36 protein-coding genes are annotated in these 26,704 nt (G+C 65.9%); all 36 read right to left on the bottom strand.

Translation table 11 applies throughout. The annotated features are described in order from the left end of the window. Positions 1-846 (bottom strand): type I methionyl aminopeptidase (gene map, locus J1M43_RS04625; RefSeq protein ID WP_206476044.1); only part of this gene is annotated, 846 nt, incomplete at its 3' end. A 13-nt stretch (positions 847-859) separates the two neighbouring features. Then, positions 860-1,456, bottom strand: a complete 597-nt coding sequence (locus J1M43_RS04620; protein WP_033106070.1) for an adenylate kinase — start codon at positions 1,454-1,456, stop codon at positions 860-862. Next, complete coding sequence (gene secY / locus J1M43_RS04615) at positions 1,453-2,775, bottom strand: preprotein translocase subunit SecY (protein ID WP_206476042.1); 1,323 nt, start codon at positions 2,773-2,775, stop codon at positions 1,453-1,455. Before secY ends, J1M43_RS04620 begins: the two co-directional genes overlap by 4 nt. 103 nt (positions 2,776-2,878) lie before the next feature. Further along, positions 2,879-3,532: a 50S ribosomal protein L15 gene (rplO, locus tag J1M43_RS04610; protein ID WP_206476040.1), complete on the bottom strand. Its 654-nt coding sequence runs from the start codon at positions 3,530-3,532 to the stop codon at positions 2,879-2,881. Beyond that, complete coding sequence (gene rpmD / locus J1M43_RS04605; protein WP_033106068.1) at positions 3,532-3,717, bottom strand: 50S ribosomal protein L30; 186 nt, start codon at positions 3,715-3,717, stop codon at positions 3,532-3,534. The genes rplO and rpmD overlap by 1 nt, the downstream gene beginning before the upstream one ends. Beyond that, positions 3,717-4,409: a 30S ribosomal protein S5 gene (gene rpsE, locus J1M43_RS04600; RefSeq protein ID WP_307823250.1), complete on the bottom strand. Its 693-nt coding sequence runs from the start codon at positions 4,407-4,409 to the stop codon at positions 3,717-3,719. The genes rpmD and rpsE overlap by 1 nt, the downstream gene beginning before the upstream one ends. A gap of 20 nt (positions 4,410-4,429) precedes the next feature. Next, positions 4,430-4,789, bottom strand: a complete 360-nt coding sequence (gene rplR / locus J1M43_RS04595; protein WP_033106066.1) for a 50S ribosomal protein L18 — start codon at positions 4,787-4,789, stop codon at positions 4,430-4,432. Positions 4,790-4,791: 2 nt separating this feature from the next. Continuing rightward, the gene (gene rplF / locus J1M43_RS04590; RefSeq protein WP_033106065.1) at positions 4,792-5,328 is read right to left on the bottom strand and encodes a 50S ribosomal protein L6; all 537 of its coding nucleotides are present in this window, start codon (positions 5,326-5,328) and stop codon (positions 4,792-4,794) included. Positions 5,329-5,334: 6 nt separating this feature from the next. Next, positions 5,335-5,733 (bottom strand): 30S ribosomal protein S8, encoded by a 399-nt coding sequence (gene rpsH, locus J1M43_RS04585; RefSeq protein WP_188434537.1) that lies wholly within the window; start codon positions 5,731-5,733, stop codon positions 5,335-5,337. A gap of 142 nt (positions 5,734-5,875) precedes the next feature. Next, on the bottom strand, positions 5,876-6,466 hold the full coding sequence (rplE, locus tag J1M43_RS04580; RefSeq protein ID WP_188434538.1) for a 50S ribosomal protein L5: 591 nt from the start codon (positions 6,464-6,466) through the stop codon (positions 5,876-5,878). After that, a complete protein-coding gene (gene rplX, locus J1M43_RS04575) occupies positions 6,466-6,825 on the bottom strand; it encodes a 50S ribosomal protein L24 (RefSeq protein ID WP_188434539.1) in 360 nt (119 codons plus the stop codon). Before rplX ends, rplE begins: the two co-directional genes overlap by 1 nt. Positions 6,826-6,827: 2 nt before the next feature. After that, positions 6,828-7,196, bottom strand: coding sequence for a 50S ribosomal protein L14 (gene rplN / locus J1M43_RS04570; RefSeq protein WP_033106061.1), 369 nt, complete (start codon positions 7,194-7,196; stop codon positions 6,828-6,830). A 26-nt stretch (positions 7,197-7,222) separates the two neighbouring features. Further along, positions 7,223-7,537, bottom strand: coding sequence for a 30S ribosomal protein S17 (gene rpsQ, locus J1M43_RS04565; RefSeq protein WP_206476036.1), 315 nt, complete (start codon positions 7,535-7,537; stop codon positions 7,223-7,225). After that, entirely contained in the window at positions 7,537-7,854 is a 318-nt protein-coding gene (rpmC, locus tag J1M43_RS16950; protein ID WP_206476034.1) for a 50S ribosomal protein L29, read from the bottom strand. The genes rpsQ and rpmC overlap by 1 nt, the downstream gene beginning before the upstream one ends. After that, positions 7,854-8,273, bottom strand: a complete 420-nt coding sequence (gene rplP, locus J1M43_RS04555; RefSeq protein ID WP_033106059.1) for a 50S ribosomal protein L16 — start codon at positions 8,271-8,273, stop codon at positions 7,854-7,856. Before rplP ends, rpmC begins: the two co-directional genes overlap by 1 nt. Next, positions 8,273-9,022: a 30S ribosomal protein S3 gene (gene rpsC / locus J1M43_RS04550; RefSeq protein ID WP_033106058.1), complete on the bottom strand. Its 750-nt coding sequence runs from the start codon at positions 9,020-9,022 to the stop codon at positions 8,273-8,275. Before rpsC ends, rplP begins: the two co-directional genes overlap by 1 nt. After that, positions 9,022-9,420 (bottom strand): 50S ribosomal protein L22, encoded by a 399-nt coding sequence (gene rplV, locus J1M43_RS04545; RefSeq protein ID WP_033106057.1) that lies wholly within the window; start codon positions 9,418-9,420, stop codon positions 9,022-9,024. The genes rpsC and rplV overlap by 1 nt, the downstream gene beginning before the upstream one ends. Positions 9,421-9,445: 25 nt before the next feature. Beyond that, entirely contained in the window at positions 9,446-9,727 is a 282-nt protein-coding gene (gene rpsS, locus J1M43_RS04540) for a 30S ribosomal protein S19 (protein ID WP_033106056.1), read from the bottom strand. A 12-nt stretch (positions 9,728-9,739) separates the two neighbouring features. Then, complete coding sequence (gene rplB, locus J1M43_RS04535; protein WP_206476032.1) at positions 9,740-10,579, bottom strand: 50S ribosomal protein L2; 840 nt, start codon at positions 10,577-10,579, stop codon at positions 9,740-9,742. A 21-nt stretch (positions 10,580-10,600) separates the two neighbouring features. Next, positions 10,601-10,924: a 50S ribosomal protein L23 gene (gene rplW, locus J1M43_RS04530; RefSeq protein ID WP_033106054.1), complete on the bottom strand. Its 324-nt coding sequence runs from the start codon at positions 10,922-10,924 to the stop codon at positions 10,601-10,603. Beyond that, complete coding sequence (gene rplD, locus J1M43_RS04525) at positions 10,921-11,583, bottom strand: 50S ribosomal protein L4 (protein WP_206476030.1); 663 nt, start codon at positions 11,581-11,583, stop codon at positions 10,921-10,923. The genes rplW and rplD overlap by 4 nt, the downstream gene beginning before the upstream one ends. 3 nt (positions 11,584-11,586) lie before the next feature. Continuing rightward, positions 11,587-12,246, bottom strand: a complete 660-nt coding sequence (rplC, locus tag J1M43_RS04520) for a 50S ribosomal protein L3 (protein ID WP_206476028.1) — start codon at positions 12,244-12,246, stop codon at positions 11,587-11,589. A gap of 8 nt (positions 12,247-12,254) precedes the next feature. After that, entirely contained in the window at positions 12,255-12,563 is a 309-nt protein-coding gene (rpsJ, locus tag J1M43_RS04515; RefSeq protein ID WP_030147986.1) for a 30S ribosomal protein S10, read from the bottom strand. 703 nt (positions 12,564-13,266) lie between these two features. Next, positions 13,267-13,479: a hypothetical protein gene (locus tag J1M43_RS04510; RefSeq protein ID WP_033106051.1), complete on the bottom strand. Its 213-nt coding sequence runs from the start codon at positions 13,477-13,479 to the stop codon at positions 13,267-13,269. A 275-nt stretch (positions 13,480-13,754) separates the two neighbouring features. Further along, positions 13,755-14,945 (bottom strand): elongation factor Tu, encoded by a 1,191-nt coding sequence (tuf, locus tag J1M43_RS04505; protein ID WP_033106050.1) that lies wholly within the window; start codon positions 14,943-14,945, stop codon positions 13,755-13,757. 184 nt (positions 14,946-15,129) lie between these two features. Then, positions 15,130-17,244 carry an elongation factor G gene (gene fusA / locus J1M43_RS04500; RefSeq protein ID WP_033106049.1) on the bottom strand — a complete coding sequence of 705 codons (2,115 nt, stop codon included), beginning with the start codon at positions 17,242-17,244 and terminating at the stop codon, positions 15,130-15,132. 97 nt (positions 17,245-17,341) lie between these two features. Next, a complete protein-coding gene (gene rpsG, locus J1M43_RS04495; protein WP_033106048.1) occupies positions 17,342-17,812 on the bottom strand; it encodes a 30S ribosomal protein S7 in 471 nt (156 codons plus the stop codon). A 5-nt stretch (positions 17,813-17,817) separates the two neighbouring features. Next, on the bottom strand, positions 17,818-18,186 hold the full coding sequence (gene rpsL, locus J1M43_RS04490; RefSeq protein ID WP_033106047.1) for a 30S ribosomal protein S12: 369 nt from the start codon (positions 18,184-18,186) through the stop codon (positions 17,818-17,820). Positions 18,187-18,395: 209 nt separating this feature from the next. Further along, entirely contained in the window at positions 18,396-22,298 is a 3,903-nt protein-coding gene (locus tag J1M43_RS04485) for an SCO7613 C-terminal domain-containing membrane protein (RefSeq protein ID WP_206476026.1), read from the bottom strand. Beyond that, positions 22,298-22,537: a helix-turn-helix transcriptional regulator gene (locus J1M43_RS04480; RefSeq protein ID WP_033106045.1), complete on the bottom strand. Its 240-nt coding sequence runs from the start codon at positions 22,535-22,537 to the stop codon at positions 22,298-22,300. Before J1M43_RS04480 ends, J1M43_RS04485 begins: the two co-directional genes overlap by 1 nt. Beyond that, positions 22,537-23,013 carry a DUF2975 domain-containing protein gene (locus J1M43_RS04475; protein ID WP_033106044.1) on the bottom strand — a complete coding sequence of 159 codons (477 nt, stop codon included), beginning with the start codon at positions 23,011-23,013 and terminating at the stop codon, positions 22,537-22,539. Before J1M43_RS04475 ends, J1M43_RS04480 begins: the two co-directional genes overlap by 1 nt. A gap of 203 nt (positions 23,014-23,216) precedes the next feature. Then, positions 23,217-23,864, bottom strand: a complete 648-nt coding sequence (locus J1M43_RS04470; protein ID WP_206476024.1) for a spermidine/putrescine ABC transporter substrate-binding protein — start codon at positions 23,862-23,864, stop codon at positions 23,217-23,219. A 44-nt stretch (positions 23,865-23,908) separates the two neighbouring features. Further along, positions 23,909-24,343: a hypothetical protein gene (locus tag J1M43_RS04465; RefSeq protein WP_052166968.1), complete on the bottom strand. Its 435-nt coding sequence runs from the start codon at positions 24,341-24,343 to the stop codon at positions 23,909-23,911. Between the two features lie 71 nt (positions 24,344-24,414). Then, positions 24,415-25,452 carry an ABC transporter gene (locus J1M43_RS04460; protein ID WP_033106041.1) on the bottom strand — a complete coding sequence of 346 codons (1,038 nt, stop codon included), beginning with the start codon at positions 25,450-25,452 and terminating at the stop codon, positions 24,415-24,417. A 100-nt stretch (positions 25,453-25,552) separates the two neighbouring features. Next, positions 25,553-25,714: a hypothetical protein gene (locus tag J1M43_RS04455; RefSeq protein ID WP_200880986.1), complete on the bottom strand. Its 162-nt coding sequence runs from the start codon at positions 25,712-25,714 to the stop codon at positions 25,553-25,555. A 93-nt stretch (positions 25,715-25,807) separates the two neighbouring features. Beyond that, positions 25,808-26,704, bottom strand: a complete 897-nt coding sequence (locus tag J1M43_RS04450) for a sugar ABC transporter permease (protein WP_033106040.1) — start codon at positions 26,702-26,704, stop codon at positions 25,808-25,810.

Here is a 26,704-nt window from a genome sequence, read left to right as displayed (position 1 = left end):
CGCCAGGGGCGTGGGGGTCACGCCGAAGGGGGCGAGGCCGGCTGCACCGCCGTCGGGCGCCGTCAGCACCCAGATGCCGTCCGCGTGGCGGGCGACGCTGTGCTCCCAGTGGGAGCCGTCACTGCCGTCGACGGTCGAGACGGTCCAGTCGTCATCCTCGATGTACGTCGCCTCGCCGCCGGCTGTGACCATGGGCTCGATCGCCAGCACCAGTCCGGGCTTGACGTCCGGTCCGGGGTCGGGCGTGCGGTAGTTGAAGACGCTCGGCGCCTCGTGCATCTTGCGTCCGATGCCGTGGCCGACGTACTCGCGCAGGATGCCGTAGGTCTCCCCCGAGACCTCCGAGTCGCCCTGCGCCTCGATGTACCCCTGGATGGCCGCGCCGATCTCGCCGATGCTCCCGGCGGTCGCCATGGCTGCGATGCCCGCCCACATCGACCCCTCGGTCACGCGCGACAGCTCCTCGCGCATCGCGACCAGGGAGGGACGGGTCTCATCCGGAACGACCACCGTGATGGCGCTGTCGCCGTTCCAGTCCTGGAACTGCGCTCCGCAGTCGACCGACACGATGTCGCCGGCCTGCAGCACGCGATCACCGGGGATGCCGTGCACCACCTCGTGATTCACCGACACGCAGACCGTGTGGTGGTACCCGCGCACCAGCTGGAAGTTCGACTCCGCCCCGCGCGCACGGATGGTGCGGTTCGCGATCGTGTCGAGCTCGAGCGTCGTGACACCCGCCCGAATCAACGGCCGTACGGCGTCGAGCGCCGCAGCGGTGATGAGCCCCGGCTCGACCATGGCCTGCAGCTGCGCAGGCGTCTTGTAGATGGATCGGCGGAACATGGCGGTCAGGCGATCAGGCGGCGACGGCGAGGCCGCGGGCGGCCAGTGCAGCGAAGATGCGCTCCGTGATCTCGTCGAGCGATCCGACACCGTCGATCCGGTCGACGATGCCTCGCTCGCCGTACACGTCGAGGATCGGAGCCGTCTCCTTCTCGTAGATGTCCAGGCGGTGCGCGATGCCTTCGACGGTGTCATCCGCCCGGCCCTGCTCGTGCGCGCGCAGCTGCAGGCGTCCGATGCTCTCCTCGCGGGGGACATCCAGCAGGATGACCGCATCCAGCGACTCGCCGCGGTCGCCGAGGAACGTGTCGAGGTGACCGACCTGCACGGCGTTGCGCGGGTAGCCGTCGAGCACGAAGCCCGACGCCGCGTCGTCCTGGGAAAGCCGATCGCGCACGATCTCGCTCGTCAGCTCATCCGGCACGAGGTCGCCGCGAGCGGTGATCTCGCTGACCTGCGCTCCGAGGGTGGTGCCGCCCTTGATGTTCGCACGGAAGATGTCACCGGTGGAGACCACCGGGACATCGAACGCCTCTGCGATGCGCACGCCCTGCGTGCCCTTGCCTGAGCCCTGGGGCCCGACGATGAGAATTCGAGCGGATGCTGTCAACGGAGAAGCCCTTCGTAATGGCGCTGCTGGAGCTGAGCGTCGATCTGCTTGACGGTCTCCAGCCCCACACCCACGATGATGAGGATCGAGGCGCCGCCGAACGGGAAGTTCTGGTTGGCGCCGACGGTGGCCAGAGCGATCAACGGGATGAGTGCGATCAGGCCGAGGTAGATCGACCCGGGGAACGTGATGCGGGTGAGCACGAAGTCCAGGTACTCGGCGGTCGGACGACCGGCACGGATGCCGGGGATGAATCCGCCGTACTTCTTCATGTTGTCGGCGACCTCGACCGGGTTGAACGTGATCGCGACGTAGAAGTACGTGAAGCCGATGATCAGCAGGAAGTACGCAGCCATGTAGAGCGGCTGGTCCCCTGTCGTGAAGTTCTGCGAGATCCACACGACCCACGCGGCCGGCTCCGAGCCGTCCTGCGGGGTGTTGAACTGCGCGATGAGCATCGGGATGTACAGCAGCGACGACGCGAAGATGATCGGGATCACGCCCGCCATGTTCACCTTGATCGGGATGTACGTGTTCGTTCCGCCGTACGTGCGGCGTCCGACCATGCGCTTGGCATACTGCACGGGGATTCGTCGCTGGGACTGCTCGACGAAGACCACGAGGCCAGTGACGACGATGCCGACGGCCAGGACCAGCAGGAACACTTCGAAGCCGTTCGACTCGAAGATCGCCCACATGGCCGCGGGGAACGTCGCGGCGATCGAGGTGAAGATCAGCAGCGACATGCCGTTGCCGATGCCGCGCTCGGTGACGAGCTCGGCGAACCACATGATCAGGCCGGTACCGGCGGTCATCGCGATGATGATCAGCAGCTGCGCCCACCAGACGTCGTTGGTCAGCAGCTGCTGACATGCGGCGATGTCGGTCGTTCCGAACAGCTGACCGCTGCGGGCCACGGTGACGAGAGTCGTCGACTGCAGCAGCGCGAGGGCGATCGTGAGGTAACGCGTGTACTGGGTCAGGCGGGCCTGTCCGGCCTGGCCTTCCTTGTGCAGCGCCTCGAAGTGCGGGATGACGACGCGCAGCAGCTGCGTGATGATCGTCGCGGTGATGTACGGCATGACGCCGAGCGCGAAGATCGACAGCTGCAGCAGAGCGCCGCCGGAGAACAGGTTGACCAGACTGAGCAGACCCTCGGTGCCGGCGTTGAGGCGCAGGCACTCCTCGACGTTCGGGAAGTTCACGAACGGGGCGGGCACGTGCGATCCGAGCCGGTAGATGGCGATGATCGCCAGTGTGAAACCGATCTTCCGACGCAGGTCGGGCGTGCGGAAGATCCGCGCGATAGCGCTAAACAAAGGCGTTCCTCCTGAAAGGTTGCCGTTCCGCGGAGGAAAGGCTGAAAGACCAGGGTAACGCACGAGAGGGGCCGGAGAATCTCCGACCCCTCTTGCGCAGTGGTTACTTGACGGATCCGCCCGCAGCCACGATCTTCTGCTCGGCAGAACCCGAGACCTTGTCGACCGAGACGGTGAGCTTCACGGCGATGTCGCCGTTTCCGAGAACCTTGACCTTCTCGTTCTTGCGAACAGCACCCTTGGCGACCAGGTCGCCCACGGTGACATCGCCACCCTTCGGGTACAGTTCCGCGAGCTTCTCCAGGTTCACGACCTGGTACTCGACGCGGAACGGGTTCTTGAACCCGCGCAGCTTCGGAGTGCGCATGTGCAGAGGCATCTGCCCACCCTCGAAGCCGACGCGAACGGTGTTGCGGGCCTTGGTGCCCTTGGTGCCACGACCGGCCGTCTTGCCCTTGGAGCCCTCACCGCGACCGACACGGGTCTTCGCGGTGTTGGCGCCGGGGACCGGACGCAGGTGGTGGACCTTGAGCACACCGGGACGGGATGCCGGAGCATCCGCCTTCGGCGCAGCCTTCTTGCTCTTGGGAGCAGGCTTCTTGGCAGCCTCAGCCTTGGGAGCCTTCGCGTCGGCAGCAGCCTTCGCAGGCGCCTTCTTCGCAGCCGGCTTCTTCTCAGCCGCAGCCTTGGGAGCGGCAGCCTTCTTGGCGGGGGCCTTGGCGGCCTTCTCCTCGACGGCGTCGTTCTTCTCAGCCATTAGTCGATCTCCTCAACCTTGACGAGGTGTGCGACGGTCTTGACGTAACCGCGCGTCTGCGCGTCGTCGGGGCGGACGGTGCTGTCGCCGATCCGCTTCAGACCGAGGCTGCGCAGCGTGTCACGCTGATACTGCTTCTCGCTCACCTTGGACTTGATCTGGGTCACCTTGAGACGCTCGGCCATCAGGCACCTACCTTCGCTGCGGCCGCAGCTGCGGCCTTCGCCTCGTTGCGGATGATGATGTCCGGAACGACGGCGTCGTACTCGAGGCCACGGCGAGCCGCGACTGCACGAGGCTCTTCGAGGCTCTTCAGGGCCGCGACGGTCGCGTGCACGATGTTGATCGTGTTCGACGAGCCGAGCGACTTCGAAAGGACATCGTGGATGCCGGCGCACTCGAGGACGGCGCGCACCGGACCACCGGCGATGACACCGGTACCGGCGGCAGCCGGACGCAGCAGCACGACACCGGCAGCGGCTTCGCCCTGCACCGGGTGCGGAACCGTGGTTCCGACGCGCGGCACGCGGAAGAAGTTGCGCTTGGCCTCTTCGACACCCTTGGCGATGGCCAGGGGCACCTCGCGGGCCTTGCCGTAGCCGACGCCGACCAGACCGTTGCCGTCGCCGACGACCACGAGGGCGGTGAAGCTGAAGCGACGACCACCCTTCACGACCTTCGAGACGCGGTTGATGGTGACGACGCGCTCCAGGAACTGGTTGTCGCCGCGATCGCGCGAGTTGCGATCACGACCACCCTGGTTGCGGTCACGGCCGCCGCGGCGACCTTCGCGCGCGGGCTCTGCCTGAGTCGTGCCGGCAGCCGTCTCGGAGACGACAGGGGCCGTCTCGGGAGCGGCAGCAGCCGTTTCGGTCACTTCGTTCTCCTTGTTGTCACTCACAGTGCCAGCCCTCCTTCGCGGGCGCCGTCTGCGATGGCCGCGACGCGGCCCGCGTAGCGGTTGCCACCGCGGTCGAAGACGACCTCGGAGAAGCCGGCGGCCTTCGCGCGCTCGGCGAGAAGCTCGCCGACCTTGCGGGCCTTGGCGGTCTTGTCGCCCTCGAACGAGCGCAGCTCGGTCTCGAGCGTGGATGCGGATGCAACCGTGATGCCCTTGCTGTCATCGACCAGCTGGACGAAGACGTGACGAGCCGAACGGTTGACGACCAGACGCGGACGCGCCTCGGTGCCGACGACCTTCTTGCGAAGGCGTGCGTGACGACGCGCGCGGGCGTCAGACTTTGACTTGAGAGCCATGGTTACTTACCACTCTTTCCGGCCTTGCGACGCACGATCTCGCCGGCGTAGCGAACACCCTTGCCCTTGTACGGCTCGGGCTTGCGGATCTTGCGGATGTTGGCAGCTGCCTCACCGACAGCCTGCTTGTCGATACCACTCACGGTGACCTTGTTGTTGCCTTCGACCGTGAAAGTGATGCCGGCGGGCGGGTCGACCAGCACGGGGTGCGAGAAGCCGAGAGCGAACTCGACGGAGCTGCCCTTCTGCTGCACGCGGTAACCGGTGCCGACGACCTCAAGACCCTTGGTGTAGCCCTGGGTCACGCCGATGATGTTGTTGTTGATGAGCGTGCGGGTCAGGCCGTGAAGCGACCGGGACTCGCGCTCGTCGTCGGGACGGGAGACAACCACCTGGTTGTCCTCGACCGCGACCTCGATGGGGCTGGCCACGTTCAGGGTGAGTTCACCCTTGGGGCCCTTCACCGCGACCGCGCGGCCGTCGACCGAGATGGTGACGTCCGAGGGGATCGAGATGGGAAGTCGTCCAATACGCGACATTTCGAATTACCACACGTAGGCGAGAACTTCTCCGCCCACGCCCTTCTGCTCAGCCTGACGGTCAGTGAGAAGACCGGAGGAAGTGGACAGGATGGCCACGCCGAGGCCGCCGAGGACCGTGGGCAGCTCCGTGGACTTCGCGTAGACGCGAAGGCCGGGCTTCGACACGCGCTTGATGCCCGCGATCGAACGCTCACGGTTGGGGCCGTACTTCAGCGTGAGGGTGAGGTTCTGGCCGACGCGTGCGTCGGTGACCTCGTAGCCTGCGATGTAGCCCTCCTGCTGGAGGATGTCGGCGATGTGCGTCTTGAGCTTGCTCGACGGCAGGGACACGGAGTCGTGGTGTGCCGAGTTCGCGTTGCGCAGACGGGTCAGCAAGTCTGCGACCGGGTCTGTCATTGTCATGGGTGTTTTCCTTTGTTCATGAGGTTTCGGCTGCCGTTACACGACAGACGACCTTCTATGATTCGCAATCTTCAATTGTAAGCGCATGCGGGACCCCCGCCCGCCCTTCGACAAGTTCAGGGACTGGCGGGGGTCCTGAGCATCACGCCTTGGCGTCGTCGGCCGCGAACGGGAAGCCGAGGTGACGCAGCAGCGCACGACCCTCGTCATCCGTCTTCGCCGTGGTCACGACGGTGATGTCGAATCCACGGACACGGTCGATCTTGTCTTGATCGATCTCGTGGAACACGCTCTGCTCCTGGAGACCGAAGGTGTAGTTGCCGTTGCCGTCGAACTGCTTGCCCGACAGGCCGCGGAAGTCGCGGATGCGGGGCAGAGCGAGCGAGACGAGACGGTCGACGAACTCCCACGCACGGTCGCCACGGAGGGTGACGTGCGCGCCGATGGCCTGGCCCTCGCGCAGCTTGAACTGCGCGATGGACTTGCGGGCCTTCGTGACGATCGGCTTCTGGCCGGTGATCTTGGTGAGGTCTTCGACCGCGCCATCGATCACCTTGCTGTCGCGAGCCGCCTCACCGACACCGGTGTTGACGACGACCTTGACGAGGCCGGGGATCTGCATCACGTTCTTGTAGCCGAACTCGTCCTGCAGCTTCTGCTGGATCTCGGCCTTGTACTTCTGCTTCAGGCGCGGCTGGATCTTGCCAGCCGGCGCGGCAGTGTCGGTGCTCATCAGAGGTCCTTACCGCTCTTCTTCGCGTAACGCACGCGGACGGTGCGCTTGACGCCGTCCTTGGTCCGCTCCTCGACCCGGTGACCGACACGAGTCGGCTTCTTGGTCTCGGGGTCGACGACTGCGACGTTCGAGATGTGGATGGGTGCCTCGATTGTCTCGATGCCGCCCGTCTTGGTACCACGCTGCGTCTGGCCGACGCGGGTGTGCTTGGTGACGTAGTTCACGCCTTCGACGATGACGCGGTTGCGCTCGGCGAAGATCTCGAGGACCTTGCCCTGCTTACCGCGGTCGCCGCCGCGCTCGGGCTTGGCGCCCGAGATGACCTGAACCAGGTCGCCCTTCTTGATTTTCGCCATGATCAAATAACCTCCGGCGCGAGCGAGACGATCTTCATGAACTTCTTGTCGCGAAGCTCACGACCGACCGGTCCGAAGATACGGGTGCCACGGGGCTCCCCGTCGGTCTTCAGGATGACGGCGGCGTTCTCGTCGAACTTGATGTAGGAGCCGTCCGGACGACGGACTTCCTTCTTGGTACGGACGATGACCGCCTTGACGACGTCGCCCTTCTTGACGTTGCCGCCCGGGATCGCGTCCTTGACCGTGGCGACGATGGTGTCACCCAGACCAGCGTAACGACGGCGTGAGCCACCGAGAACGCGGATCGTGAGCAGCTCCTTCGCGCCGGTGTTGTCGGCGACCTTGAGGCGGGATTCCTGCTGAATCACTATTACTCCTTAAGTAAGCCGAAGGCTTACTTGGCCTTCTCGACGATCTCGACCAGACGCCAGCGCTTGGTGGCGCTGAGCGGACGAGTCTCACTGATGACAACGAGGTCGCCGATGCCCGCCGAGTTGGTCTCGTCGTGCACCTTGCGCTTCTCGGTACGGCGGATGACCTTGCCGTAGAGCGGGTGCTTCACGCGGTCTTCGACCTCGACGACGATGGTCTTGTCCATCTTGTCGCTGACGACGTATCCGCGCTGCGTCTTGCGGTAACCGCGAGCGTTCTCGTCACGCACATCGTGCGAGACGGGAGCTTCCGCTGCCGCTTCCTTCTTGGTGGCCATCACTCAGCCTCTTCCTTCACGGCGTCGTCAGCGGAGTCCGCCTTCTTCGCCTTCGACTTGGACGCCTTCTTGGCCGGGGCCTCGACGGGAGCAGGCGTCGCACGGATGCCCAGCTCGCGTTCGCGGATCACGGTGTACAGGCGCGCGATGTCGCGCTTGACGGCGCGGATGCGGCCGTGGCTCTCCAGCTGGCCGGTGGCCGACTGGAAACGGAGGTTGAAAAGCTCTTCCTTGGCCTTACGCAGCTCCTCGACGAGGCGCTGGTCTTCGAACGTGTCGAGCTCTGCCGGAGCGAGCTCCTTGGTGCCGATCGCCATTACGCGTCGCCCTCCTCGCGCTTGATGATGCGTGCCTTGAGAGGCAGCTTGTGAATGGCTCGGGTCAGTGCTTCGCGAGCAAGTTCCTCGCTGACGCCTGCGACCTCGAAGAGGACGCGACCCGGCTTGACGTTGGAAACCCACCACTCAGGCGAACCCTTACCGGAACCCATGCGGGTTTCGGCCGGCTTCTTCGTGAGCGGACGGTCCGGGTAGATGTTGATCCACACCTTTCCACCGCGCTTGATGTGACGCGTCATCGCGATACGAGCTGCCTCGATCTGACGGTTGGTCACATAAGCGGGCGTGAGGGCCTGGATGCCGTATTCGCCGAAGGAGACCTTCGTGCCGCCGGTAGCGTGCCCGGTACGACCCGGGTGGTGCTGCTTGCGGAACTTGACCTTACGGGGGATGAGCATTATGCCGACGCTCCTTCTGCAACAGGTGCTTCGCCCCGCGGGCCACGACGACGGTCGCCGCCACGGTCGCGCGAAGGCTTCTGGTTGGCCTGCTCGCGAGCAAGCTCCTTGGCGGTGAGATCACCCTTGTAGATCCAGACCTTCACGCCGATACGGCCGAAGGTGGTGCGTGCCTCGTAGAAGCCGTAGTCGATGTTCGCGCGCAGCGTGTGCAGCGGCACACGACCCTCGCGGTAGAACTCCGAGCGGCTCATCTCGGCGCCGCCGAGGCGGCCGGAGACCTGGATGCGGATGCCCTTGGCGCCAGCGCGCTGCGCGCCCTGGAGGCCCTTGCGCATCGCACGACGGAACGCCACGCGAGCAGAGAGCTGCTCGGCGATGCCCTGTGCGACGAGCTGAGCGTCAGCCTCGGGGTTCTTCACCTCGAGGATGTTCAGCTGGATCTGCTTGCCCGAGAGCTTCTCGAGGTCGCCACGGATCCGCTCGGCTTCTGCACCACGACGACCGATCACGATGCCCGGACGGGCGGTGTGGATGTCGACGCGGACGCGGTCACGGGTGCGCTCGATCTCGATGTTCGAGACACCGGCGCGGTCGAGCTGCGTCTTGAGCAGGTTACGGATCTTGATGTCCTCAGCCACGTAGTCGGCGTAACGCTGACCAGGCTTCGTCGAGTCCGAGAACCAACGCGAGACGTGGTCCGTGGTGATTCCGAGGCGGAAGCCGTACGGGTTTACCTTCTGTCCCATTACTTGCTCGCCTTCTTCTTGCTTTCGCCGTCGGCTGCCGTGGCAACCTCAGGCGTCGAGAGCACGACCGTGATGTGGCTCGTGCGCTTCTTGATCTGGAAAGCGCGACCCTGTGCACGGGGGCGGAAACGCTTGAGCGTCGTGCCCTCGTCTACGTACGCGTTGACCACGTACAGGTCCTGCTCGTCGAGGTACTCGCCGTCACGATCCGCCTTCACCTGTGCGTTGGCCATGGCCGACGCGACAAGCTTGTAGATCGGCTCACTGGCGCTCTGTGCTGCGAACTTCAGGATCGCAAGAGCCTCCTGGGCCTGCTTGCCCTTGATGAGCGCGACGACACGACGAGCCTTCTGAGGGGTCACGCGGATGTGTCGCACGCGTGCGATGGACTCCACCATTTCTCTCTCCTCTATCGTCCCCGCGTCAGCGGCGACGGCCCTTCTTGTCGTCCTTCTCGTGGCCGCGGAAGGTGCGGGTGGGCGCGAACTCGCCCAGCTTGTGGCCGACCATGGTCTCGGTGACAAACACAGGAATGTGCTTGCGACCGTCGTGGACCGCGATCGTGTGACCCAGCATGGCCGGGATGATCATGGACCGGCGAGACCAGGTCTTGATGACGTTCTTGGAACCGGCTTCGTTCTGCACGACGACCTTGCGAAGCAGGTGCTCGTCGACGAAGGGGCCCTTCTTGAGACTCCGTGGCATCTTCTTCTACTCCTACTTACGCTTCTTAGACGCGGTGCGACGACGAACGATGTACTTGTCGCTTTCCTTGTTGGCGTGACGGGTACGACCCTCTGCCTGGCCCCAGGGGGTGACAGGGTGACGACCACCGGAGGTCTTGCCCTCTCCACCACCGTGCGGGTGATCGACGGGGTTCATGGCCACACCGCGCACGGTCGGGCGGATGCCCTTCCAGCGGTTACGGCCGGCCTTGCCCCAGTTGATGTTCGACTGCTCGGCGTTGCCGACCTCGCCGATCGTGGCGCGGCAGCGTGCATCGACGTTGCGGATCTCGCCCGAGGGGAGACGCAGCTGCGCGTAGATGCCGTCCTTGGCGACGAGTCGCACCGAAGCACCGGCCGAGCGGGCGAGCTTTGCGCCGCCACCCGGACGGAGCTCGATCGCGTGGATCACGGTACCGGTCGGGATGTTCTTCAGCGGCAGGTTGTTGCCCGGCTTGATGTCAGCCGATGCACCCGACTCGATGATGTCGCCCTGGTTCAGCTTGTTCGGCGCGATGATGTAGCGCTTCTCGCCGTCGAAGTAGTGCAGCAGTGCGATGCGTGCGGTGCGGTTGGGGTCGTACTCGATGTGAGCGACCTTGGCGTTGACGCCGTCCTTGTCATTGCGACGGAAGTCGATGACACGGTACTGGCGCTTGTGGCCACCACCGATGTGACGGGTCGTGATGCGGCCCTGGTTGTTGCGACCACCGGTCTTCGAGAGCGGGCGCAGCAGCGACTTCTCCGGCGTCGATCGAGTGATCTCGGCGAAGTCAGCCACCGACGAGCCGCGGCGACCCGGGGTCGTGGGCTTGTACTTGCGAATAGCCATGATTGTCCTTTATCCCCCGGGTCAGCCGATTGCCGTGAAGATGTCGATGGTGCCCGACTTCAGGCTCACGATGGCGCGCTTGGTGTCCTTGCGCTTTCCCGTGCCGAAGCGGGTGCGACGGGCCTTGCCGACGCGGTTGATCGTGTTGACCGACGCGACCTTGACGCCGAAGATCTTCTCGATGGCGAGCTTGATCTCGGTCTTCGTAGCACGCGGGTCGACGAGGAAGGTGTACTTGCCTTCGTCGATCAGCGAGTAGCTCTTCTCAGAGACGACCGGCTTCAGGATGATGTCGCGGGGGTCCTTGTTGAACGCCGACTGGAGGGCGCCTACCTGCTCGGTCATGCCGAGACCTCCTCGGTTGTGCCGGTCTTCGAGGCGATGAAGCCCTCGAGCGCGGCCTTGGTGAAGACGATGTCGTCAGAGACGAGCACGTCGTACGCGTTGAGCTGGTCGAACGTCAGCACGTGGATGTTCGCGAGGTTGCGAATGCTCTTCGTGGTGATGTCGTCGCCTCGTTCGATGACGAGGAGCACGTTCTTCGAGGTGACGACTGTCGTGAGGAAGCTCACGGCAGTCTTCGTCGAAGGTGCACCGTCGATGCCGAAGGACTCGATGGCGTGCAGACGGTCACCGCGGAAGCGGTCGCTGAGCGAGCCCAGGAGGGCGGCGGCGATCATCTTCTTGGGTGTGCGCTGCGAGTAGTCACGCGGCTTCGGGCCGTGGACGATGCCACCGCCGGTCATGTGCGGCGCGCGGATCGAGCCCTGACGGGCGTTACCCGTGCCCTTCTGCTTGAAGGGCTTGCGGCCGGCACCGGAGACCTCACCGCGACGCTTGGTCGAGTGAGTGCCCTGGCGAGCCGCCGCGAGCTGCGCGACGACGACCTGGTGGATGAGCGGAATGTTCGTCTTGACGTCGAAGAGCGCGGCGGGCAGCTCGATCGAGCCTGCCTTCTTGCCGTCGGCCTTGAGGACGTCGAGCGCGAGAGACGAGTCAGCCATGGACTAGGCCCCCTTCACTGCGTTGCGGACGTAGACGCTGCGGCCACGAGCACCGGGAACGGCGCCCTTGACGAGCAGCAGTCCCTTCTCGACGTCGACAGCGTGCACCGTCAGGTTGAGTACGGTCACGCGCTCGCCGCCCATACGGCCGGCCATGCGCATGCCCTTGAAGACGCGGCTCGGGGTCGACGATGCGCCGATCGAGCCGGGCTTGCGGTGGTTACGGTGCGAACCGTGCGATGCCGAGACGCCCTTGAAGTTGTGGCGCTTCATGACACCGGCGGTGCCCTTGCCCTTGCTGGTGCCGACGACGTCGACCAGCTGGCCGCCTTCGAAAAGGCCGTCGACCGTGAGCTCCTGGCCGAGCGTGTACTCGGCAGCATCCGCCGTGCGGATCTCGGTGACGTAGCGGCGCGGCGTGACGCCGGCTGCATCGAAGTGAGCCGTGAGGGGCTTGTTGACCTTGCGGGGGTCGATCTGACCTGCCGCGATCTGAACGGCGTTGTAGCCGTCCTTCTCGGGGGTGCGGATCTGGGTGACCACGTTCGGTGCCAGCTCGATGACGGTGACGGGGACGAGCTTGCCGTCCGCGTTCCACACCTGGGTCATGCCGAGCTTGGTGCCCAGCATTCCCTTTGAAATCTTTGCGTTGATGTCAGCCATGTCGATCCTCAGAGCTTGATCTCGATGTTGACGTCAGCCGGAAGGTCGAGACGCATCAGCGAGTCGACTGCCTTGGGCGTCGGGTCGACGATGTCGATCAGACGCTTGTGGGTGCGCATCTCGAAGTGCTCGCGGCTGTCCTTGTACTTGTGGGGCGACCGGATGACGCACACGACGTTCTTCTCGGTCGGAAGCGGCACCGGGCCGACGACAGTCGCGCCCGCACGGGTCACGGTGTCTACGATCTTGCGCGCCGATGAGTCGATGACCTCGTGGTCATACGACTTCAGGCGAATGCGGATTTTCTGTCCCGCCATTGTCTGTTCACTCTCTTTAAGGCGTCTTACCGTCCTGGGCCGGGTGACCCAGGGGCATTGGACGCACGTCGACGCTGTTCGCGCCGGGCACCACTGTTCTTCTGTCAACCCGCGCGTATTTCTACGCACGGCAGAACCTCCGTGAGGAGGTGGTTGCTGTTCTGCCACCCGCGGCCTAGGTCCCTGCGCGCGATCTCCGAGGAGATGACGCCGCCTATGCACTGCCCTGGTGGTGATCCGATGGGCACACAAAGTGCACCGCCGGAATGTGGAACCTGTCTATTCTGCCAGCCGGATTTCACTTACGCAAACCCGGGCGTGTCGCGCGGTTTCGGAGGCCCGCCGAGCACAGCAGAAACGGGGTGAGGCATCCCCATGCCCCACCCCGTCTTGGGGAGTGTTCAGCGCGAGGGGGCGCACCGAACACGAGGGCTCCGGTGCGAAGGGACACCGGAATCCTCGTCGAAGGCGCGGCGGATCGACCGCCGCGGATGCGGGGCGAAGCATCGACGCTCAGATGGCGTACGACGCGTGATGGTCCCCAAGATCGTTCCCCAGTTCCTGCTCACAGCCGGAGCTGTGCATTTCAGTTCGTCGAACCCCTTCGACGAACCCGACCGCGAGATCCCCAGGCGGTTGTCCTCATAGTACACGGAAGGGACGACGCACCCGTGGTGCGCCGTCCCTTCCGGTGAAACTGCGTCTACTCGTTGCCGACGGCCTTGTCGGCGCCGTCGCGGATCTCGTCGATCTTGTCAGCGGCACCCGGTGCGAGCTTCTTGGCGAAGTCGGCGACGCCGTCGAGGACCTTGTCGCTCACGTCCTCTGCCTGCTCGCTCTTGACGACGTCAGCGATCTTGTCCTTGTTCTGCTCGTACAGGTCTTTGCCCTTGTTGACCATGTCGTCGATTCCCATTGCGGGTCCCCCTTGAGGTTGTGACGCCGGCCGAGTATGCCGACATCTCTTATTCTGCACGGCATCCGGCGCGAAGGGAACCCTGCGCTGCGCGCATCGACGACAAAGCAGCGCGCACCGACGACAAGGCTGCGCGCACCGACGACAAAGGGGCCGAGCCCGAAGGCTCGCCCCCTTTGCGAAGTGGTCAGGATGAGAGAGGTTTCGACTCGCTCCGCTCGCTCAACCTGAGTCGATGCCGCGTCAACGCGCTTCGCGCATTGACCCGGCCCGACTCACTTGATGATGCTCGTGACCGTACCGGCGCCCACGGTGCGTCCACCCTCACGGATGGCGAAGCCGAGGCCCTCTTCCATGGCGATCGGCTGGATCAGCTCGACCGTCATGTCGGTGGTGTCACCGGGCATGACCATCTCGGTGCCCTCGGGCAGCGAGATGACGCCGGTGACGTCGGTGGTGCGGAAGTAGAACTGCGGGCGGTAGTTCGTGTAGAACGGGTTGTGACGGCCGCCCTCTTCCTTCGACAGGATGTACGCGGTGCCCTGGAAGTTCGTGTGAGGGGTGACCGAACCCGGCTGAACGACGACCTGGCCGCGCTCGACGTCCTCACGCTTGAGACCGCGAAGCAGCAGACCACAGTTCTCGCCGGCCCACGCCTCGTCGAGCTGCTTGTGGAACATCTCGATACCCGTGACCGTGGTCTTCTGGGTGTTGCGGATGCCGACGATCTCGACCTCGGAGTTGATCTTGAGCGTGCCACGCTCGGCGCGGCCGGTGACGACCGTTCCACGACCGGTGATCGTGAAGACGTCCTCGATCGGCATGAGGAAGGGCTTGTCACGGTCGCGCTCCGGGTCCGGAACGCTGTCGTCGACAGCCTGCATGAGCTCGAGGATCTTCTCGACCCACTTCTCATCGCCCTCGAGCGCCTTGAGTGCCGAGACCTGGACGACAGGTGCGTCCTCGTCGAAGCCCTGGGCTGCGAGCAGCTCGCGAACCTCGAGCTCGACGAGCTCCAGGATCTCCTCGTCGTCGACCATGTCGCTCTTGTTCAGTGCGACGAGCAGGTACGGCACGCCGACCTGCTTGGCGAGCAGAACGTGCTCACGGGTCTGAGCCATCGGGCCGTCGGTGGCGGCGACCACGAGGATGGCGCCGTCCATCTGGGCTGCACCGGTGATCATGTTCTTGACGTAGTCGGCGTGGCCGGGTGCGTCGACGTGCGCGTAGTGGCGCTTCGGCGTCTCGTACTCGATGTGCGAGATGTTGATCGTGATACCACGCTGGCGCTCTTCCGGCGCCGAGTCGATGGAAGCGAAGTCACGCTGAACGTTGGTGTCGGACGGGTACTTGTCAGCGAGCACCTTGGAGATGGCTGCCGACAGCGTCGTCTTGCCGTGGTCGACGTGACCGATCGTTCCGATGTTCACGTGCGGCTTGGTGCGCTCGAACTTGGCCTTGGCCACTTGGTCCTCCTCAGGACGTTCGTGTAGAGATTGCCGAGCACTGGATTGTGACCGGTTCCCTACGGGGTTTGATTCTCAGTTTAGTAGAGAGAGCTTTGTGAAGTTGTGTGTTGTCCGGGGCCCGACCCTTCGACAGGCTCAGGGAGCTCGACAGGCTCAGGGAGCGGGCCCCGGACGGAAGGGCTTACTCGCCCTTGATCTTCTGGACGATCTCGTCGGCCACGGCCCTGGGGACCTCGGCGTAGGAGTGGAACTCCATCGAGTACACCGCGCGACCAGAGGTCTTCGAGCGCAGGTCGCCGATGTATCCGAACATCTCGGACAGCGGAACCTGTGCACGGACGATCTTGATGCCGGTGGCATCCTCCATCGACTGGATCTGGCCACGACGCGAGTTCAGGTCGCCGATCACGTCGCCCATGTACTCCTCGGGAGTACGAACCTCAACGGCCATGAGCGGCTCGAGGAGAACGGGGTTCGCACGACGCAGTGCTTCCTTCATACCGATCGATCCAGCGATCTTGAACGCCATCTCCGAGGAGTCGACGTCGTGCGCTGCACCATCGACGATGGTCGCCTTGACGCCCACGATCGGGAAGCCGGCGAGGACACCGACGTTCATGGCGTCCTGGAAACCGGCATCGATCGAGCCGATGTACTCACGCGGGATGCGACCACCGGTGACGGCGTTCACGAACTCGTAAGTCTTCTCGGCATCCAGGTCGAGCGGTTCGATGTTGAACTGGATCTTTGCGAACTGACCCGATCCACCCGTCTGCTTCTTGTGGGTGTAGTCGTACTTCTCGACCGACTTCTTGATCGTCTCGCGGTAGGCCACCTGGGGCTTGCCGACGTTCGCCTCGACGTTGAACTCGCGCTTCATACGATCCACGAGGATGTCGAGGTGCAGCTCGCCCATGCCCTTGATGGTCGTCTGACCGGTCTCGGGGTTGAGCTCCGTGCGGAAGGTCGGGTCCTCTTCAGCGAGCTTCTGGATGGCGACACCCAGCTTCTCCTGGTCGGCCTTGGTCTTCGGCTCGATGGCGACCTCGATGACAGGCTCGGGGAACGTCATCGACTCGAGGACGACCGGAGCTGCCGGGTCGGTCAGGGTGTCACCGGTGGTGGTGTCCTTCAGACCGATGACCGCGTAGATGTTTCCGGCGGTGACCGAGGGGACCGGGATCTCCTTGTTGGCGTGCATCTGGAAGATCTTCCCGATGCGCTCCTTCTTGCCCTTGGTCGAGTTGATGACCGCAGAGCCGGAGTCGAGGTGACCCGAGTAGACGCGGACGTAGGTCAGGCGACCGAAGAACGGGTGCACGGCGACCTTGAACGCGAGTGCGGCGAACGGGTCGTTCGCGTCGGGGTTGCGCTCGACGATCGTGTCGTAGTCCTTCGGGTCGTGCGCCTGGATGGCGCCGACGTCGAGGGGGTTCGGCAGGTAGTCGATGACCGCGTCGAGCATCGGCTGCACGCCGCGGTTCTTGAACGCCGAACCGCACAGCACAGGGTAGACCTCAGAGGCGACCGTCAGCTTGCGGATCGCGCCCTTGATCTCCGCGACGGTGAGCTCCTCGCCACCGAAGAACTTCTCGAGCAGCGCGTCGTCGGTCTCGGCGACGGTCTCGAGGAGCAGCTGGCGGTACTCGGCAGCCTTCTCCTTGAGGTCGGCCGGGATCTCCTGGATGTCGTACTTGGCACCCATGGTCACGTCACCCTTGGAGTCGCCCTCCCAGACGAGCGCACGCATCTCGACGAGGTCGATGACGCCGACGAAGTCGTTCTCAGCGCCGATGGGCAGCTGGATGACCAGCGGCTTCGCACCGAGGCGGTTGATGATCGTGTCGACCGTGAAGTAGAAGTCGGCGCCGAGCTTGTCCATCTTGTTGACGAAGCAGATGCGCGGGACGTTGTACTTGTCGGCCTGACGCCACACGGTCTCGGACTGGGGCTCGACGCCCTCCTTGCCGTCGAAGACGGCGACTGCGCCGTCGAGGACGCGGAGCGAACGCTCCACCTCGACGGTGAAGTCGACGTGACCGGGGGTGTCGATGATGTTGATCTGGTTCTTGTCCCAGTAGCAGGTCACGGCGGCAGACGTGATCGTGATGCCGCGCTCTTTCTCCTGCTCCATCCAGTCGGTCGTCGACGCGCCATCGTGCGTCTCGCCGAGCTTGTGGTTGACGCCCGTGTAGAACAGGATGCGCTCGGTGGTGGTGGTCTTGCCGGCATCGATGTGCGCCATGATGCCGATGTTTCGGACCTTGCTCAGGTCGGTGAGCACGTCTTGTGCCACAGGAGTGTCCTTTTCTATCTAGCTGTACGACTACGAAAGTTTGGGTGCTTCGACAGGCTCAGGTAGGGCGAGCCCGGTCCCTGAGCCTGTCGAAGGGTTACCAGCGGTAGTGAGCGAACGCGCGGTTCGACTCGGCCATCTTGTGAGTGTCCTCACGACGCTTGACCGCAGCGCCCAGGCCGTTCGAGGCATCCAGGATCTCGTTCTGGAGACGCTCGGTCATGGTCTTCTCACGACGACCCTTGGCGTAGCTGACGAGCCAGCGCAGGGCGAGCGTGTTCGCACGGTGAGGCTTGACCTCGACCGGCACCTGGTAGGTCGAGCCACCGACGCGGCGGCTGCGGACCTCAAGGGTGGGGCGCACGTTGTCGAGCGCCTTCTTCAGCGTGGCGACGGCGTCCTGGCTGTTCTTCGCCTCGACGCCGCGGAGGGCGCCGTAGACGATCGACTCAGCGAGCGACTTCTTGCCGTCGACAAGAATCTTGTTGACGAGCGAGGTGACGATCGGAGCGCCGTATACCGGGTCGTTGACGACCGGGCGCTTCGGGGCGGGACCCTTACGAGGCATCTAACTCAACCCTTCTTCGCGCCGTAGCGGCTACGAGCCTGCTTACGGTTCTTGACTGCCTGGGTGTCCAGGGCGCCACGGACGATCTTGTAACGCACACCGGGGAGGTCCTTGACACGACCGCCGCGCACGAGCACCAGGGAGTGCTCCTGCAGGTTGTGGCCCTCGCCGGGAATGTAGGCGGTGACCTCTGCGCCGTTGCGGAGCTTCACACGAGCGACCTTGCGCATCGCCGAGTTCGGCTTCTTCGGGGTGGTGGTGTAGACGCGGGTGCATACCCCGGCCTGCTGCGGGTTCGACTTGAGTGCTGGCGCCTTGGTCTTGGTGACCTTGGGCGAGCGTCCCTTGCGAACCAACTGCTGAATAGTTGGCACGTTCTCTCCTCATAATGCTGCACGGTGACAGCGTGATGGGTTTCACATCATGACCCACCGGCACGCCGGATCAGGCGTGCTTTTGGTGTGATGGGTATGCCGTGGGGGCAGACCGGTATGGACCGGCGCCCGTGTGCAGGCACGCCGAGACGTGCACACACCTGATCAAGTGTAATGCCGCGTAACGTACGCGGTCAAATGCCGCAACGTCACCGCAGATCTCGGATCCGCGCGACCACCGTGTCCGCATCTCCGCCTCGCCGTTCGTAGGTGACGGCGATGATGAGTAGCACGCTGCCGATCACGGCGAGCGTGATCCACCACGGCATCGATTCTATGCCCCGACCGATCTGCACGGAGAAGACGAACACGTTCTCGATCGGCAGCACGATCATGCCGAGGATGAACGGGGCCGCGAGTCGCCGTCCGGCGCCGACCATGATCGCGGCGAGCGCGAGCACCATGACGAGGATCGCCCGCCAGGTCAGAGGGTCGGTGAACGTCGCGACGATCGACGCGCTCATCATCGTGATGATCCCCGGCGCGAGCAGCGACCAGGAACCGCTCCGCCCGGCCGGCCAGGCGTTGAGCCCTCCCCGTGTGCTGTCTCGACCGCGCCGCAGCGCATGGATGCCGGCGAGCAGCAGGAACGCGCCCAGCGGCAGCGAGAACCACTCCACCCGCAGGTCGCGTGGGCTCCACGCGACCACGGCGGTGACGAATGCGATCGCGAACAGGAACCACACCGGTGGCAGCGCCGTGCGCTCCGCGCGGACTGCCGCGGCGAACATGAGGGCGAGAAGACCGATCATGAGCGCCCACATCGACCAGATCGAACCCCAGTCGCGCTCGATCGCGCACCACGTGCCGGCGGCGAGCGAGAGCACCGCCGGTGCGAACACCCAGCGGGAAGTGCGCAGCGGCGAATCCGGACGCGCCGAGGCGCGGATGCCGCGCCCAGCGCACACGAGGATGACGGCCGCCACCGCGGCGACCGCGAAGCAGGCGGCGAAGAGTGTCACTCCGTGCAGCGCCCCCAGGTCGGCGCCGAGGCCCATCCTGATGCCCTGCACCGGACCTGCGATCGCCGCGACGCCCGCTGCGGCGAAGGTCGCCGGGACGAGCCTTCGCATGCGCGCGGTGCGGTAGCGGCGACCCAGGCGCCCGCACCACGTCCCGATCCCGAGCAGCACGGTTCCCCCCGCAAGCAGCGCGAATGCCCGCCACGGCACTTCGACCGCCGTGCGCGCATCCGGTTCTACGAGGACGAGCAGTGCGAGGCTCGGCAGCACGGCGAGACCGAGTCCCGCTGCGTACAGACCGCGCACGTCGATCCCCCTCGCACTGAGCACGGCGGCGATCGTCGCCGCGCCGAGCGCGGGCGGCAGCAGATACGCCTCGAGCAGATCGACGCCGTTCATGGTCCAGATGCACCACAGCGCCCCGGTGAATGCCGCACCGGCCACCCACCATGCATAGCGGCGCCGAGTGAACACGGCACTCGCCGCCGCGCCGACGCCGAGGATCATGAGGACGAGGAACGTGGTGCCGAGCCCTGCTGCCTCCCTTGCGAGGGCGAGAACGGTGGCGATCGCTCCGGTCAGCAGCGCGGATGCCTCGATCGCCACGCGGGCGGCGGCCGAGGCATCCGCCGGCAGGCCGTTGTGACGCAGCGCGTCACGGATCAGCGTCGTGCTCGGCAGCACCAGCGCCACGATCGCGGCGATGACCGGAAGCGTGACCGGGGACGCACTGACCGCGAGCACCTGGGCTCCGAGGCACACGACGACGACCGCGACGGTGGGCACCAGCATCCCGCTCGCGAGAGTGCGCAGCACGATGTTGAGCCCCGGACGTCTGGTGAGCACGAGCGACAGGGCGAGCGCGAACATCAGCGCGGTCGAAAGAGCGGTCCAGCCGCTGCGCTCGAAGATCACCTGCACGATGCCTGCGGCGAACGGCACCGACGTGACGACGAGAACGGCGTACCAGTCGCGGGCGCGCACCCGCGGCAGGAATGTCACGACGATCGCTCCGACCAGGCCCGCGGTCGTCACCAGGCACAGCACGGCGATGCTGCCGAGGTCGGTCTGCGCCAGCGCCTGGGCGAGGCACACGAGCGCGTACGCGAAGCCGGCTCCGACGTGCAGGAATCGGATGCCGTGTGGCAGAGTCCTGCTCGCCAGCGCCAGCACGGCGATCGCACCGATGCCGGCGAGCGGCACGGTCTGCGGATCGATCCAGGAGATGAGGATGCCGACCGCGACGGCGGCGTGGATCCCGATGAGCAGGACGACGCGATGGGGCGTGAGCGGGTGGTTCACCGTGCCATTGGTCCTGCTCAGTGCGACCGCCGTGATGGCGGCGGCACCCAGCACGATCACGAGGCGGGCGACGAGAGGCAGGAGATCGCTGCACGCGAGGGTGAGAACGGTCAGTACCGCTGCGCCGATCGCGACGACGTCCGTGCCGGCCGCGAAGCCGCGCAGGGACTGATGGGGCTCACGCTCGCCGCCGGGCCGGCGGATGTCGTCGGATACGTGGATCCGCCGCGCGTGGCGGGTGTCGCGGTCGCGGACGAGACCGCCGAACAGGGCGAGCCCCGCAGCGATCCCCGCCATGCCGAGCAGCGGCGCCCAGTCTGACGGTTCGGCGAGCACGGCACCGCCGTCGCCGCTGGCCACGGCACCGCGGACGACGGCGCCGAGTGCCTCGATGGCAGTCGCGGCGGCGTACAGCACCGGGATCACCCCGAGCATTCCGACCACGACGATCCCGCCCGTCGCGAGCATCGAGCGGACGAGCGTGCGCATCCCAGGTGTCACCGCGATCAGGGCGATTGCGAACGCCGCCGCGGTCGGCAGCACCGCCGGCAGCCACTGCCCGGCCGAATGCGCCACGGGCGACGTGGTGGCGAGCACGAGAGCCGACGTCGCCGAGCCGCCGGCGACGAAGCTCCACCAATGCCCCAGCAGCTGACGCGCCGCCAGGACGGCGTGCAGCGCGATGAGCGCGAACACCGCGCTGAGGCCCAGCATCGCCACGACGGTGACGCCGAAAGAGAGGGCGCCGAACACCGACAGCGGCACGGCGCTCAGCACGGCGATCACCTGGAACACCGCGAGCGAGCGCTTCGCGATCCTCGTAGACGCAGCGGTCCTCGTAGACGCAGCGATCCGCGTAGACGCAGCGATCAGCGCCGTCGCAGCGATCAGCGCTGTCGCGAGGAAAGCCGAACCGAGGTGCCCGAGAGCTGCGACATAGCTCGACGAGGCGGCGTAGCCGAGCATTGCAGGCACGGTCGCGACGGCCAGCATGGCGGCCCATTGCCACACGCGGACCTGCGAGAGACGGCCTGCGATGAGCATCACGGCCCCGGCGACTGCCGTGGCGAGAGCGGCGAGCAGCCAGGTGACAGCGTCGCCGCGGCCGAGTTGCGCGAAGGCGTAGACATCGAGGCTCACGAACACGAGGCCGAGGCCGCCGACGGCCTCGGCGGAGAACTGCAGGCCGCGACGGGCGAGCATGTAGGCGCCGCCGAGGAAGACAAGGGTCACCAATCCCACGACGACGCTGCGGATTCCGCGGTCGGAGAGGTCAGGGTTCAGGAAGGTGAAGATGAGGGCGGCGATCGCGAAGAGCCCCGCCCCGGCGATCGCGAGCACCGACTGGACGGTGGCGCTGGAGCGCGGCAGCCGGGGTTGGGGGAACGCGCGCGTGCCGGGAGGTGCGCTCGGCGGAGCGGGAGTCGTCGTGAGTGCCGACGCGGCCGCGTCAGGGGATGCGGATGCCGGTGTGGCGGTGTCGTCAGGGGATGCGGATGCCGACGCGGCCGCGTCAGGGGATGCGGATGCCGGTGCGGCGGTGTCGTCAGGGGTCGCTGATGACTGCGGTGCGCGGCTCAGCACCGCCTCGCGTGCCCGCAGCGCGGCGGCCGCGGAGGTCGATGCCTCCCACAGCTCCGCTCCGTACGCCCCGCGAAGATCCGTGCCGCAGCGGATGCAGCATCCGGCGGCGAGCCCGTCCAGGCCGCAGACCGGACAGACGGTGGCATCGAGCAGATGCCTGGCCACACTCTCGCCCCAGCTGATCGCCTTCGTCGTGGTGTCCATCACTCCCCCGCTCCGGCTGAAGCATCAGCATCCGTGCCGGGGATCCACCGCAGGATGTCGCCCGGCTGGCATTCCAGCACCTGGCAGATGGCGTCGAGCGTCGTGAATCGCACGGCCTTGGCCCGCCCGTTCTTGAGCACTGCGACGTTCGCGGGGGTGATGCCGATGGCATCCGCGAACTCCTGCACGCTCATCTTCTTGCGTGCGAGCTGCACGTCGAGGTCGATCACGATGGGCATCAGACGACCTCGGACATGTCCTGCTCGAGCTCGAGCGCCTTGCGCAGCAGACCGCGCATCACGACGACGAGGAGAGCCAGCGCGATGCCGACGACGATGCCGAGGATCGAGACGAGCAGAATCGACGGGGACCCGGCTCTGGCAGCCATGATGATCACGTTCGAGACGACGATGATCAGACTCGCTGCGACCATCGTGCCGATGATCACGTCGACGTAGATGAACGCCTTCGAACTGAAGATGCGCTCGGTTCGCACGAGCGACAAAAGCCGCCAGATGCAGATGAGCACCACCTCCACGCACACGAGGAACACCACCGCGGCGATGATTCCGGGAACCTTGAGCTGCGCGAACTCGGGGAACCTGTCGGCCGTGGCAGCAGCCAGACCTGGGATCATCCACACCTGGGCGGCCACGAGGAGCGCGAGCATCACGGCGATCAGGGTCTTGAGCACTGCGGTCACACGTGGTTGCATCAGTCTGCCTATCGATAAGCGGCCGGTATCTATCGAAAAACGATAGCCTACCCGCGATTCGCCGATCAAGCGGGCCGCGTCGCTCTCACAGCGAACGCACGGGTGCCGAGCGTGCGGCGCGAGACCGACGTTGCGGCATGAGACCGACCGTGCGCGCCTCGGTCTCACGCCGCAGACGCGGTCTCACCGGGCTGAGGGCGGGACTACGGAGATTCGGGGTCGAAGGGCGAGTCCAGCGAAGACGTCAACTCCTCCAGCAGCGCTTCGATCTGCGGTTCGACGTGCTGGGAGATCGCAGCCTGAACGTTGAGGCGGTGTCGCAGCAGGATGCCGCAGATCTCACGGCCGACCATGTTCGCGTACTCGTCGGCGAGGGCGACCTCCTGACGGAGTGCGGCTTTGGCCTCGTCGGTCAGCGGAGGCAGCGGCGGCAGCTCGACGCTCTCCTCATCGGCGAGGCCGGCGATCGTGAACAGGAAAGGCGCGCCAGGCACCGGATCAGGGTCGAGCGGCAGCCCCTCGAACTCCGGCTCGAGGTCTTCGGACGGACGATAGCTGCGCGCGCGATTGCGCGCAGCCTGCTGATCGAGCTCCTGCTGAAGCATCGGAAGATTGCGCGCAGTGTACTCGGCGACCGCGTGATCCACGATCGTCTTGATGCGGGTGGAGAGGCCGTGCTGCACACCGTGCGGCACGTTCGCGCCGATGCCGGCGGCAGAGAGGATGGGCGAGCCGAGACACCGCCGGCACGGTGCTATGCGCCCGCGATGCGTGGCGGGCTCCCAACGCGGCACCCAGCGCAGCCAGGCCTCGACGGCCTGGTCGACCTGCGTCTCTAGCGACCGCTGCACGTTTTCCAGAATAGGGTCATCCGCACGATAATCGCGTCTGCCGATCAGTTCTCATCGAGATCGTCGCGTTCCCACGGCCACCGCGGGCGCTTCGCGCGTGTGCGCCGCAACGCGACACCGGCCCAGCCGGCGATCGCCGCGGTCACGAGGATCACGAGACTCGCGCCGCCGGTGATCAGCGCGCCCATCACCGCGAGCGCGTTCACGAAGTCGCCGGTCACGACCAGGGCGCCGACTCCCGCTGCGATCAGATGCGCGAACGCCGTGGCGACCGAGATCGCCCAGACGGAGCGGAACTTCGGGTGAGCGATCCGTACCGCGAGGTACAGAACGGCGGCGAACACGGCGACCGCGATGATCATGCCGACGATGCCTGGTGCCTGCCCCGCCTCGGGGACGTCGATGATCTCGGCATCCGTCACGATGCTCAGCACCCCGAGGCCGAAGACGGCGATCGCGAAGAAGCCGATCGTCGTCATCGCCGTCGCCAGGACGGCCGAGACCCCCGCAGGCACGGGCCTGCGGGGGTCTGGCGAAGTGGTCTCCGTGATTACCTCGAGAGTGTGGGGCCGGCTTCGAGCGTGCGCTCGTACTCGCGCTGAGCCTCGATGTTGAGCTCGGTCTTGCGTGCACCGCTGCGAGCGACCCAAGCGCCGAACCAGATGGTGAGCTCGCGGCCGAACACGAATGCTGCGATCGCGAGGGGTGCGAGGAGCTGGCTGCCGACGAGCTCGTTGCCCTCCGACGTCGAGATCAGCCAGAACGGCGCCTCGAACAGCTGGCCGAGGATGTGCCCGGCGTACGCGAACAGACCGACGATGATCCCGAAGACGACCCAGAGTCCCCATCGGCCGCGGTTGATGACGGCGCCGAGCAGCCAGAAGCCGATGAAGAACACGACGACCGGAACCCAGAAGCCCCACGTGGTGAGCGGGGCGAGGGCGGCTTCGCCGATGTTCTCGCCGGTGACATCGCCGGCGAGTGCTCCGAGCCCGATCGCGGTGGCGAGGTACAGGATCGCGAACACGATCGTCGCGAGCAGCCCGATTCCGGCTGCCGTGCCACGGTTGCCGCGGTCGCGGGGCGGCTCGGGTGCCTGCACGAAGATCGGCTGCTGCTGCTGTGTGACCGGCGCGGCGACGATGGTCGGCTCCGAGGGGACGACGCGCGTCTCGGAGTCGTCTGCTACCGGCGGCAGGTATGCGGTGTCGGCGATGGAGTCTTCGCGTCGAGCATCGGCGTCGGATGTCGACGCGCGGTCTCCTGCGAACATGCCCGTCGCAGCCGCAGGTCCTGCGCCGCGGTCTTCGGCGTCCGCGCGGTGGTCAGCGCGCTGGTCGAAGGATTCGGACGGCTCATTGAGCTCGGGAGTCGCGAAGGTTCCGGGGTGAGATTTCTCGGCCTCTTCGAAGGCTGCGAGGTCGGGGTCGACGGCATTCCGGTCTGCGGCATCGCGCTCAGCCGAGTCGCGCTCACCAGGGACCTCGGCGCCAGCCGCAGCGGCGTCGGCAAGTCCCGCGTTCGCGCTGTCGACGACGTCGTCGACGTCTTTCGGCCGCTCGGGCTGGGGAACCTCGGGGTCACTCATGGGGGCGCCTCTCGTCGGATATGTGCAGTGAGAGGTTATCGCCGTCCGGTACCGCCTCCGCGGAGGCGTGCCGACGTGTCGCGTGACCGGCGGCGTCGGCTCAGCCCACGCCGGGAGCGACCGCGCGCAGGGTGTCGCCGACGTACCCGACGAGCATCGGCCCCATCGGGAGCGCCAGCCAGAGAAGCGCCGCGATGACGCCGGCGCAGAAGATCCCTGCGATCCAGCTCATCACCGGATTGCGACCGCCCACTCGTGCCATGGCTCCACGCTACGACTGCCGCGCGCGTGCGCGCAGATGACACGCTCGGGCGCTCGTGCAGTCGCGGCCTCGGCGCGCGGCCTCGGCGCGCGATCAGCCCTTCGTGGCGCCCGCCGTCAGGCCGCCGACGATGTACTTCTGCAGGAACAGGAACAGGATCATCACCGGGATCGCAGCCATCACGGCACCGGCCGAGAACGCCGACCAGTCCGCGTAGCGCGGATTGGAGACGAGCTTGGTGAGTCCGACGACGAGCGTCTGCTGCTCCGGATCGATCAGGATGACGCTCGCCACGACGTACTCATTGACCGTGCCGATGAATGAGAGCAGTCCGACGACGGCGAGGATCGGCGCGACCAGGCGGAGGATGATCGTGAAGAAGATGCGCGCGTGACCGGCGCCGTCGATGCGCGCAGCCTCGTCGAGCTCCTTCGGGATGGTGTTGAAGAAGCCGTACATCAGATACGTGTTCACCCCGAGCGCACCACCGAGGTAGACGAGGATCAGGCCCGTGTGCGTATTGAGTCCGATCGCCGGGAACCAGTCCCCCAGCGTCGTCATCAGCAGGAAGATCGCGACCACTGCCAGAAGCTGCGGGAACATCTGCACCACGACGATCGTGACGAGGCCGACCCGGCGTCCTGCGAATCGCATGCGCGAGAAGGCATATGCCGCGCATGCGCCGATGAACACGGTCGTGAATCCGGTGACGAGCGCGATCACGAGCGTGTTCAGGAACCACAGCCCGTAGGGGTTCTGCGGGTCGGTGAGGATGCGCACGTAGCTGTCGATGCCGATCGCGGAGAACAGCTGGTTGGAGCCGGTCAGCGTGCCGCGGGGGTTCAGCGAGGCCGAGAGCACGTACAGCAGCGGGAAGATCGCGAACAGGCTGGCCACGACGGCGACCAGATGGCGCCATCCGGTGTCGGCGAACCATGCGCCGAACGAGCGGCGACGCCGGCGCGTGAGCGGAGCGGGAGCGACGGTCAT

Source organism: Microbacterium sp. KRD172 (assembly GCF_017168295.1).
Lineage (GTDB): Bacteria > Actinomycetota > Actinomycetes > Actinomycetales > Microbacteriaceae > Microbacterium > Microbacterium profundi.
Note: the sequence above shows the minus strand (reverse complement) of the source record. Positions and strands in the feature narration are given on the sequence as shown.

Bases quoted from the DNA above. Each gene is read 5' to 3' on its own strand.
- rplO (WP_206476040.1), bottom strand. From the start codon at position 3,532: ATGGCTGAGAAGAACGACGCCGTCGAGGAGAAGGCCGCCAAGGCCCCC.
- rpmD (WP_033106068.1), bottom strand. From the start codon at position 3,717: ATGGCCGAGCGTCTCAAGGTGACCCAGATCAAGTCCAAGGTGAGCGAG.
- rplR (WP_033106066.1), bottom strand. From the start codon at position 4,789: ATGGCTCTCAAGTCAAAGTCTGACGCCCGCGCGCGTCGTCACGCACGC.
- rplF (WP_033106065.1), bottom strand. From the start codon at position 5,328: ATGTCGCGTATTGGACGACTTCCCATCTCGATCCCCTCGGACGTCACC.
- rpsH (WP_188434537.1), bottom strand. From the start codon at position 5,733: ATGACAATGACAGACCCGGTCGCAGACTTGCTGACCCGTCTGCGCAAC.
- rplE (WP_188434538.1), bottom strand. From the start codon at position 6,466: ATGAGCACCGACACTGCCGCGCCGGCTGGCAAGATCCAGCCGCGCCTG.
- rplX (WP_188434539.1), bottom strand. From the start codon at position 6,825: ATGGCGAAAATCAAGAAGGGCGACCTGGTTCAGGTCATCTCGGGCGCC.
- rpsQ (WP_206476036.1), bottom strand. From the start codon at position 7,537: ATGGCCACCAAGAAGGAAGCGGCAGCGGAAGCTCCCGTCTCGCACGAT.
- rpmC (WP_206476034.1), bottom strand. From the start codon at position 7,854: ATGGCGATCGGCACCAAGGAGCTCGCTCCGGCAGAGCTCGACACGTTC.
- rplP (WP_033106059.1), bottom strand. From the start codon at position 8,273: ATGCTCATCCCCCGTAAGGTCAAGTTCCGCAAGCAGCACCACCCGGGT.
- rpsC (WP_033106058.1), bottom strand. From the start codon at position 9,022: ATGGGACAGAAGGTAAACCCGTACGGCTTCCGCCTCGGAATCACCACG.
- rplV (WP_033106057.1), bottom strand. From the start codon at position 9,420: ATGGTGGAGTCCATCGCACGCGTGCGACACATCCGCGTGACCCCTCAG.
- rpsS (WP_033106056.1), bottom strand. From the start codon at position 9,727: ATGCCACGGAGTCTCAAGAAGGGCCCCTTCGTCGACGAGCACCTGCTT.
- rplB (WP_206476032.1), bottom strand. From the start codon at position 10,579: ATGGCTATTCGCAAGTACAAGCCCACGACCCCGGGTCGCCGCGGCTCG.
- rplW (WP_033106054.1), bottom strand. From the start codon at position 10,924: ATGACCGAGCAGGTAGGCGCCCTCCAGTCGGCGTTCAACAAGGACCCC.
- rplD (WP_206476030.1), bottom strand. From the start codon at position 11,583: ATGGCTGACTCGTCTCTCGCGCTCGACGTCCTCAAGGCCGACGGCAAG.
- rplC (WP_206476028.1), bottom strand. From the start codon at position 12,246: ATGGCTGACATCAACGCAAAGATTTCAAAGGGAATGCTGGGCACCAAG.
- rpsJ (WP_030147986.1), bottom strand. From the start codon at position 12,563: ATGGCGGGACAGAAAATCCGCATTCGCCTGAAGTCGTATGACCACGAG.
- J1M43_RS04510 (WP_033106051.1), bottom strand. From the start codon at position 13,479: ATGGGAATCGACGACATGGTCAACAAGGGCAAAGACCTGTACGAGCAG.
- rpsG (WP_033106048.1), bottom strand. From the start codon at position 17,812: ATGCCTCGTAAGGGTCCCGCCCCGAAGCGCCCGGTCGTCAACGACCCG.
- J1M43_RS04485 (WP_206476026.1), bottom strand. From the start codon at position 22,298: ATGGACACCACGACGAAGGCGATCAGCTGGGGCGAGAGTGTGGCCAGG.
- J1M43_RS04480 (WP_033106045.1), bottom strand. From the start codon at position 22,537: ATGCCCATCGTGATCGACCTCGACGTGCAGCTCGCACGCAAGAAGATG.
- J1M43_RS04475 (WP_033106044.1), bottom strand. From the start codon at position 23,013: ATGCAACCACGTGTGACCGCAGTGCTCAAGACCCTGATCGCCGTGATG.
- J1M43_RS04465 (WP_052166968.1), bottom strand. From the start codon at position 24,343: ATGACGACGATCGGCTTCTTCGCGATCGCCGTCTTCGGCCTCGGGGTG.
- J1M43_RS04460 (WP_033106041.1), bottom strand. From the start codon at position 25,452: ATGAGTGACCCCGAGGTTCCCCAGCCCGAGCGGCCGAAAGACGTCGAC.
- J1M43_RS04455 (WP_200880986.1), bottom strand. From the start codon at position 25,714: ATGGCACGAGTGGGCGGTCGCAATCCGGTGATGAGCTGGATCGCAGGG.
- J1M43_RS04450 (WP_033106040.1), bottom strand. From the start codon at position 26,704: ATGACCGTCGCTCCCGCTCCGCTCACGCGCCGGCGTCGCCGCTCGTTC.